The organism is Thalassospira sp. UBA1131 (assembly GCF_002311515.1).
In the GTDB taxonomy this organism is placed as follows: domain Bacteria; phylum Pseudomonadota; class Alphaproteobacteria; order Rhodospirillales; family Thalassospiraceae; genus Thalassospira.
On sequence record NZ_DCAO01000041.1, the window covers coordinates 1 to 8,669 of the forward strand.

An 8,669-nucleotide genomic window follows, 5' to 3' on the forward strand; every position below is an offset into this window, starting at 1 on the left:
TAAAAAAGGTGAAAAGCGGCACGGGGGCCGCGCGTTTTTTTGGGGGGCGGGAAAGCCGTAAATTGACAATTGGCTGTGTTTCGCCCGCCGTTTTTAGTTGCTTGCCCGGAATTTTACGGCTTTTCCGCCTGAAATGTCCTGATACCCGGATCGATATCAAGATACTTACAACTGACGAGTTACTTGATGCGATGAACGAAGGGCAGATCGACGTCGCATTTGTGCGACCGCCGCGCTCCAAGGCGAACATGCATATCGAGCACCTTTTCAGCGAGGCGTTTGTGGGGCTGGTGCCCAATGATCACGTACTTGCATCAAACGATCAGTTATCACTTAGGGATTTTTCCGGGCTTCCCTATATTGCCTACTCTCCGGTCTTGGGTATCAGCTATCAAGATGTGGTCATGCAGCATGCGCGCGATGTCGATGTCTCTATTAATATCGTCGAAGAAGTCGGGCACACTTTGGGAATTGTCGCATTGGTGGCAGCGGGGATTGGTATTGCCGTGGCACCAAGTTGGGTTACCCACATGCCGCATCCCGATGTCTCTTATATTCCGATGCCGGAACTACCGGGGGACGCGGTGACCCTTGCTATTGCCTGGCCGCTCGACAGCAAATCTCCTGTCATTGCGGATTTTGTAACCTGTGCACGGGATTTTGCGGCAGAAGTATAGGCCGGGCAAAGAAAGGCGTACTCCCATGCTAGGCCCTGAGCCTAGACAGGAAGTACGCCTGCTTTCTGTTAACTTAGCACTTTCTCGGTTGAGGTATACTCATATCCTAGCGCATCGGAAACCGCATTATAGGTTACAAGGCCCGCATGGACGTTAAGTCCGGCCGCCAGATGCGGATCATCCTGACAGGCTTTCTTCCACCCTTTGTCGGCAAGGGCCAGGGCGAAGGGCAGGGTGGCGTTGTTCAACGCAAAGGTCGATGTCCGGGCGACGGCACCCGGCATGTTTGCCACGCAATAATGCACGACATCATCGACGATATAGGTCGGGTCGGCATGGGTGGTTGCCTTGGACGTCTCAAAACATCCGCCCTGATCAATCGCCACATCGACAATCACCGATCCCGGCTTCATGCGTGACAGCTGTTCTTTCTTGATCAGTTTTGGTGCAGCCGCACCGGGGACAAGCACCGCACCCACCACCATGTCAGCCTCAAGCACAAGCGCCTCGGTGTCATCGATGGTGGCGTATTGCGTCTTGATGCGCGGGCCAAACAGATCATCAAGATAGGTCAGGCGTTTGACGTTTTTATCAAGGATGATCACATCCGCGCCCATGCCCGCGGCAATGCGCGCGGCATTGGTGCCGACAACGCCGCCACCAATCACAACGACCTTGGCGGGTGCGACACCCGGCACGCCGCCAAGTAACATGCCCCGTCCGCCATTGGCTTTCTGCAGGGCAGCTGCCCCGACCTGCGGGGCCATGCGACCGGCAACTTCCGACATCGGTGCCAGCAAGGGCAAGCCACCTGCGCGGTCGGTGACGGTTTCATAGGCAATTGCGGTGACACCCGATTTGACCAGACCGGCGGTCTGATCCGGGTCCGGTGCCAGATGCAGATAGGTAAACAGCAACTGGCCTTCGCGGAGTTGCTCATACTCGACTTTCTGCGGTTCCTTGACCTTGATGATCATCTCGGCACTGGCAAAGATATCGGATGCGCTGGCTGCAATCGTCGCACCGGCGGCGACATAATCATTATCAGTAAAGCCGATCCCGGCACCGGCCATGGTTTCGACCTGTACCTTGTGGCCGTGTGCGACCAGTTCACGGACCGAGCTTGGTGTCAGTCCGACACGATATTCGTGGTTTTTGATTTCCTTTGGAACACCAATCAGCATGTCGTTTCCTCCCGACAAAATCGTGGTAATCGGGGGAACTCCCCGGCGTTTCCGGAGTTTCCCGGGCGGTTGGAATACGATGCCGCCTCTTTTGTTATTATTCTTGAATGATACCCTAAAAATTGGGCAATTAATCTTCATTTCAAGGGGCTTTTGATGATATCATTGCTATATAATTCAACAGAAACACCATGAAGTCGGAGGATTATGCGAATGGAGATGGACGAACGGGATCGGATGATTCTGCGTTTGCTGCAGAAAGACGGTCGCATCAGCAATGCTGAACTTGCTGAAAAGGTGAACCTGTCGGCCTCTGCCTGCCTGCGCCGTGTACGGCTTCTTGAAGAGGCAGGCTTTATTGATCACTACACCATGCTTCTTAATCCCGCGCGGATTGGCAAGCCGGGCAATGCCTTTGTCAATATTGCGATCACCCGCCAAACCCGTGAGGCACTTGAAACCTTCGAGCTCGAAATTCAAAAGGTGCCCGAAGTTGTCGAATGTTATTTGCTGGCTGGGCAAAGCGACTATCTTGTGCATGTCGTCTATAGCGACACCGCCGACTATGAACGCATCCATAGCGAAGTCCTGACCCAGCTTCCCGGTGTCGAACGTGTGCAGACCGTCATCACGCTCCGCGAAGTCAAACGCACCACCGAACTGCCTGTCTGAGCTGTGATCTGCCGCAGGATCCCGCTTATTTCACGATATGGAATGTCATGAAGTGATGCCGGGCCAGTGGCGCTTGGTCATCATTCCGGCTGGTTGGGTGGAATGCGACTCGAACAAAAAACTGTACGATATTTGTGGTTTTGTTCAGAATGCGTTATGGTGATTGATTATATGTGACCGGAATTCATCTAAATTGGTCTATATTTGGTCGGAAAAATGTATGCGTTTTCAATGCTTCATGAATTTTGTCCAGTTATTCCAATCCTGCAGTTTGACTTTTAGGTGAATTAAAATGCAATAATATGCCCGGGGAAAATACGTTGGGGGAAATTAATCAAATGGAACAAGACAATCTTGTTCGCGCTCGTAGCCATGAGCAGAAACTAAAACGCCGTGCTGATATTCTCGAAGCTGCCCGCAAGCTCTATCTCGAAGGTGATGGAACCCTGCCGTCGGCGGCGGAAGTCGCACGCAAGGCGAACTTGGCCAAGGGCACGCTTTACCTTTATTTTTCAAGCAAGGAAGCATTGTTTCTTGAAGTGTTGCGTCACTTCCAGAAAGAGTGGTTTGAAAACAATCTTGATGTGATTGATCAGGAAGCGCTGCGTCGTCCCGAAGAACGGGATTCGACCCGTGTGGCCCGCCAGTTCGTGCAATATCTGGTCAAGAACGACAAGTTCCTGCATCTCGCATCACTGTCGCAAGGTGTTCTGGAATCCGGCTCGGACGATGAAATGGTCGTCAACCAGCGCCGCTTCCTGGCATCCATGGTCAAACGTACCGCCGATGCCCTGGCCGAGCTCTATGAAATCACACCGGATGCCGCCAGCAAGCTGATGCGTTCTTCCTATGCGCTGGTTCTGGGGCTGTGGCAGATGTCGCAGCTGCCTGACCGCGTCATCAAGCTGATGGAACAGAACGCGCTCAATAACCTGATCATTGATTTCGAAGAAGCCGCCGAAGAGGCCGTTGTCTCTTACTGGCAGGTTTCAGCACCCGGCATGAAATGCCGTGAAATGATGCGCAAGGCAGCCGAAGGCAACTGCTGATCGAACGCCACGACAAGCCCAAATGCAAAACAGCGCCGGATGAATTTCCGGCGCTGTTTTTTTGTTGTCTGCCTAAAGGTATCAGGCGGCCCAAGTAGCGCCTTAGTGCTGCGCGTCCGCCCCGGCAGAGGCGCGGCTGCGCATCCGCTCGGACCGCAGGATCATCAGGCTGGCAATCACGATCATCACCGACACCGCCAGAATAATCAGGGTTGCCAGTGCGTTGATTTCCGGCGAGACACCCAGACGCACCGATGAAAATACCTTCATCGGAAGCGTGGTCGATCCCGGACCGGCAACAAAGCTTGCAATCACCAGATCATCCAGCGACAGGGTGAAGGATAGCAACCAACCGGCCAGCAACGCTGGCAGGATCATCGGAAGCGTAATGACAAAGAAGATCTTGGCAGGCTTAGCACCCAGATCCATTGCCGCTTCCTCGACCGAGGTATCCATGCCCGACAGGCGCGATTGCACCACAACCGCGACATAGGCCGCGCAGAAGGTCGTATGTGCAATCGTGATCGTCGAAAGACCACGCCCGGCTGGCCAGCCAATCATTTGCTCAAGCGTGACAAACAACAGCAAAAGAGACAGACCGGTAATAACCTCTGGCATCACCAGCGGGGCGGCAATCATGCCTGAAAAAAGCGTGCGTCCCTTGAACCGGCCAAAGCGTGACATCACAAGTCCCGCCGGGGTGCCAAGGGCCAGGGCAAGGGTCGCTGACATCACCCCGATACGTAGGCTGTTCCAGGCTGCATCAATCATGCCGTCATTGGAAAACAGCGACACATACCACTTGGTCGAAAAGCCCGCCCAGACGGTCACAAGCTTCCCTTCGTTAAAGGAATAGATCATGACAAGCAGGATCGGCACATACAGAAAGGCAAAGCCAAACACCAATGCCGAAATCAGGAAGGTTGAACGTTTGCTGCTCATTGCTGGCCCTCCTCCTGCTTGGTCTGGATATGCTGGAACCACATGATCGGCACGACAAGGAACAGCAGCATCGCAATCGCAACACTTGAGGCAATCGGCCAGTCACGGTTGGCAAAGAACTCGTTCCAAAGGGTTCGACCGATCATCAATGTGTTCGGTCCCCCCAGAAGTTCCGGGATCACGAATTCACCCACAGCCGGAATAAACACCAGAAGTGAGCCTGCCAAAATCCCCGGCATGGAAAGCGGCAGCGTGATCTTGGCAAAGGCCTGCCAGGGCTTGCAGCCCAGATCAAGGGCGGCTTCCACCAGGCTGACATCCATTTTTTCAAGCGTGGAATACAGCGGCAGGATCATGAAGGGCAGGTAGGTGTAAACAATCCCGACATAGACCGCGAATTCCGTCTGCCGCATGATCAGCGGTTCGGAAATAATCCCCGTCCACATAAGGAACGCGTTGATCAACCCTTCGCGGTCAAGGATCCCGATCCAGGCATATACACGGATCAGGAAACTGGTCCAGAACGGCAGGATCACCAGCATCAGCAACACACTGCGCATCGACCCTTGGGCGCGCGCAATCCCATAGGCCATCGGATAACCGATCAGAAGCGTGATGACGGTTGATATCGCCGCAATTCGGATCGAGTTGAGGTATGCCGTGACATAAAGGCTGTCAGATAGAAGGAACAGGTAGTTCCCGAAATTGAGCGTGACCGTGATGCCTTCGTCGATCCATTCAAACAGCGGCGTATAGGGCGGCTGTGCGTATTCGGCGACGGAAAAGCTGATCTTGAGAACGATCAGGAACGGCACAAGGAAGAACAAAAACAGCCAGAAATACGGGATACCAACCACCAGCACCCGGCCATGTTTGATCATCCAGCGATCAAAACGTTGTTTGAGGGTCAAGCTGCCCTCTTGCTTGTCACTGCTCATTTGTTCAGTACCGAAGCAGCCCCGGCCTCCCACGATACCCAGACGGTGTCTTCCCACGTATAGCGCGGTTCGATCTGGCGGGTGGAATTCGGTTCGGTCACCTTGATGCGTTTGCCGCTTTCAAGGCGCACGTGATAGGTCGAAATACCGCCAAGATAGCCGATCTCTTCGACCTTGCCTGATACGCAATTGTATTTGGTTTCTTTGGGCGCTTCCTTGGTGATGCGAAGCCGCTCGGGGCGCAACGCCACCCAGAAGGTCATGCCTTCATGGCCCTGAACAGCGTGATCGATATAAATCTCGCAGCCAGCCTCATCCGATTTGATGACGGCATATTTTTCATCATCATCGACTAGTAAGCCTTCAATCAGGTTGACCTGACCGAGGAAGTTCGCGGTATAGCGGCTGTTGGGATATTCATAAAGTTCGAACGGGGTACCGGTCTGGTTGATGACCCCTTCATTCATCACGGCAATGCGCGATGCCATGGTCATGGCTTCTTCCTGGTCATGGGTCACCATGACAAAGGTGGTGCCGACCTTTTCCTGAATGTTGACCAGCTCGAACTGGGTCTGTTCGCGCAGTTTCTTGTCAAGCGCGCCCAGCGGTTCGTCGAGCAACAGCACCTTTGGCCGTTTGATCAGCGACCGTGCCAAGGCAACACGCTGGCGCTGACCACCCGAAAGCTGATGGGGCTTGCGTTTGGCAAATTTGCTCATTTGCACAAGGCCCAGCATCTCGGCGACCAGTTCCTTGATCTCGCTGCGCGAAACGCCATCCTGCACCAGCCCGAACGCGACATTCTGCTCAACGCTCATATGCGGGAACAGGGCATAGGACTGGAACATCATGTTGGTCGGGCGCTCATAGGCCGGGACCCCAGCCATATCGACACCATCGATGTAAATCTTGCCTGATGTGGGTTCCTCGAACCCGGCCAGCATGCGCAACAGCGTGGTTTTCCCGCAACCTGACCCACCCAGAAGGGCGAAAAGCTCGTGGCGATAGATATCCAGGGAAACATCATCGACGGCATAGAAGTCGCCGAATTTCTTGGTCACATTCTCAAAGCGGATATAGGGAACCGCGTCCGGATTGTTCCAAGGTTGCGTCTTGTGCACATCCTCGTGCACGCGCTCCAAAACCGCCTCTGACACCAGCATTCTCCCCTGTTTCAATGTCAAGATGAACCGCTTCAATCAGACGTCAGTCCCTGATGACCTGGTGCGCAATCGTTTGATGTTGCAGCACTGCCCATTGGTCGGTTCTTCCTGATAACAGGATGAAGCAATTCTGCAATCTGTAAAGAGGGGTGTGCGATATTTTGAACAACAATCACCGTTTGATGCCTAAATTGGCAGGGAATCGGCATATGGTGTTCAGAAAATGTGCATTTCTGCGAAAGGGTCTGGTTGTCAGAAACGGGCTGACTGCAACCAATAAAGCGCAGTGATCACGAGTCACAGGCGCTCTGGCCGCATCGTTGCGCACGACTGAAAAGCAAAAGGGCGCGACCAAAGTCGCGCCCTTCGCAAAGATGATGTATCGCAATCCGTCAGGATCGCTTTCGATCACTTACTGACCGGTTTTAAGCTTCGTCCACAGGCGGGTACGGGTGCGCAGAACGCGCGGGCCCGGCTCGACCTTGGAGCGCAGACGTTCTTTGACTTCCTGCGACGGATAGATGCCCGGATCGTTCAGGAGTGCTTCGTCAATCAGCTCCATCGCGGCAAGGTTCGGGGTTGCATAGGCAACATAGTTCGCGATTTCAGCTTCGACATCGGCGCGCAGCACATAGTCGATGAACTTGTGCGCCAGATCCGGGTTCGGTGCATCTTCCGGGATCATCATGGTATCAAACCAGATCAGCGTGCCTTCTTTGGGGATGACATACTTGATCTCGTTGCCGTTGCCAGCTTCTTCTGCGCGGTAGGCCGCCTGACCAACATCGCCTGACCAGCCAACCGAAATGCAGACGTTACCGTTTGCAAGGTCGTTGATGTACTGGGAGCTATGGAAATACGTGATGTACGGGCGGACTTCCTCAAGCTTGGCAATCGCGCTTTCGATATGTGACGCATCCGGCGCGCCATCCGGGGAGTTGCCGGTATAGAAGTTCACAAGCGGGGTGATCTCAGCCGGATCGTCCAGCATGGTCAGGCCGCATTTTGAAAGCTTCTCGGCGTATTCCGGTTCAAATACCATCGCCCAGCTATCAAGCGGGGCGTCGTCACCCAGAACTTCCTTAACTTTGGCAACGTTATAGCCAAAGCCGTTGGTGCCCCAAAGATACGGCACGGCAAAGGTGTTGTCCGGGTCGTATTTTGCCTGCTGTTCAAGGATCACCGGATCCAGGTTGCCATAGTTCGACAGTTTGGATTTGTCGATTGGCTGGAACAGCTTGGCTTTGATCAGGCGTTCGGCATCGGCAAGGGTCGGAACCACGATGTCATAGCCGGAATTACCGGCCAGCAGCTTGGCTTCAACCAACTGGTTGCTATCATAAACGTCATAGTTGACCTTGACGCCATATTCCTTCTCGAAGTTCGCAACGGTTTCCTCGCCGATATAATCCGACCAGTTATAGATGTTGAGAACTTCCTGTGCTGATGCACCCGCAGCAAAGCCCGAAACGGCCGTTGCAAGTACAACCAGGCTTGATGTTTTAAGAAGAGATTTCATTTCGCTGAGCCTCCCATGTGGCAGCGTTTGAAAGTTTACCGGTTCTGTTTTGATCCCCCAGAACCCGGGGCTTATCGTAATATCCTTCGAATGCTTCAGGATATTGTCAAATACAAGATGGAAAAATGTGCATATTTCGCATCATGTAAAAAATTGTGCATTTAACATGCAACAATCTTGCGCCGGGCAGCAAGTCCCGGCGCAAAATTCGACAGGCGTCTTTTAAACGTTCAGCAACAGGTGCTCACGCTCCCAGGCGCTGATCACGGTCTGATAGGCATCCCATTCCGCTTCCTTGACCGCAATAACGGCGGCAGCGAACTCTTCACCCAGCAGTTCCTTAAGCGGCTTGCAACGATGGAATTTCGCAAGCGCTTCGTGGATGTGACGGGGCAGGGAATGCGCACGGTCATAGCCCGAACCTTCGATCGGGGCCGTCGCATCGACTTCCTCGATAATGCCAAGCAGGCCACAGGCAAGCGATGCCGCAACCGCCAGATACGGGTTGGCATCTGCCCCCGGAAG

General features: G+C 53.7%; 8 protein-coding genes and 1 pseudogene. 3 read left to right on the forward strand and 6 right to left on the reverse strand.

What is annotated here, in order from left to right; genetic code table 11:
* A partial coding sequence (locus B3Z49_RS06300) for a LysR family substrate-binding domain-containing protein (RefSeq protein ID WP_296989053.1) occupies positions 1 to 677 on the forward strand: 677 nt, incomplete at its 5' end.
* Positions 678 to 745: 68 nt separating this feature from the next.
* On the opposite strand, the gene ald is transcribed toward B3Z49_RS06300, so the two are convergent.
* Positions 746 to 1,861, reverse strand: a complete 1,116-nt coding sequence (gene ald, locus B3Z49_RS06305) for an alanine dehydrogenase (RefSeq protein WP_296989055.1) — start codon at positions 1,859 to 1,861, stop codon at positions 746 to 748.
* Positions 1,862 to 2,080: 219 nt separating this feature from the next.
* Between ald and B3Z49_RS06310 the strand changes: the two genes are divergently transcribed.
* Together B3Z49_RS06310 and B3Z49_RS06315 are read left to right on the forward strand one after the other, a co-directional pair.
* The gene (locus tag B3Z49_RS06310; RefSeq protein ID WP_282597584.1) at positions 2,081 to 2,533 is read left to right on the forward strand and encodes an Lrp/AsnC family transcriptional regulator; all 453 of its coding nucleotides are present in this window, start codon (positions 2,081 to 2,083) and stop codon (positions 2,531 to 2,533) included.
* 338 nt (positions 2,534 to 2,871) lie between these two features.
* Entirely contained in the window at positions 2,872 to 3,582 is a 711-nt protein-coding gene (locus B3Z49_RS06315) for a TetR family transcriptional regulator (RefSeq protein ID WP_063087202.1), read from the forward strand.
* Between the two features lie 102 nt (positions 3,583 to 3,684).
* On the opposite strand, the gene B3Z49_RS06320 is transcribed toward B3Z49_RS06315, so the two are convergent.
* The 5 genes and pseudogenes from B3Z49_RS06320 to B3Z49_RS06340 form a co-directional block, all read right to left on the reverse strand.
* On the reverse strand, positions 3,685 to 4,524 hold the full coding sequence (locus B3Z49_RS06320; protein WP_008891401.1) for an ABC transporter permease subunit: 840 nt from the start codon (positions 4,522 to 4,524) through the stop codon (positions 3,685 to 3,687).
* The gene (locus B3Z49_RS06325) at positions 4,521 to 5,462 is read right to left on the reverse strand and encodes an ABC transporter permease subunit (RefSeq protein WP_008891402.1); all 942 of its coding nucleotides are present in this window, start codon (positions 5,460 to 5,462) and stop codon (positions 4,521 to 4,523) included. The genes B3Z49_RS06320 and B3Z49_RS06325 overlap by 4 nt, the downstream gene beginning before the upstream one ends.
* Positions 5,459 to 6,625, reverse strand: coding sequence for an ABC transporter ATP-binding protein (locus B3Z49_RS06330; RefSeq protein WP_296989090.1), 1,167 nt, complete (start codon positions 6,623 to 6,625; stop codon positions 5,459 to 5,461). The genes B3Z49_RS06325 and B3Z49_RS06330 overlap by 4 nt, the downstream gene beginning before the upstream one ends.
* Positions 6,626 to 7,037: 412 nt before the next feature.
* Positions 7,038 to 8,144, reverse strand: coding sequence for a polyamine ABC transporter substrate-binding protein (locus B3Z49_RS06335; RefSeq protein ID WP_296989068.1), 1,107 nt, complete (start codon positions 8,142 to 8,144; stop codon positions 7,038 to 7,040).
* A gap of 222 nt (positions 8,145 to 8,366) precedes the next feature.
* Positions 8,367 to 8,669: pseudogene (locus tag B3Z49_RS06340) on the reverse strand (glutamine synthetase); the annotation flags it as partial.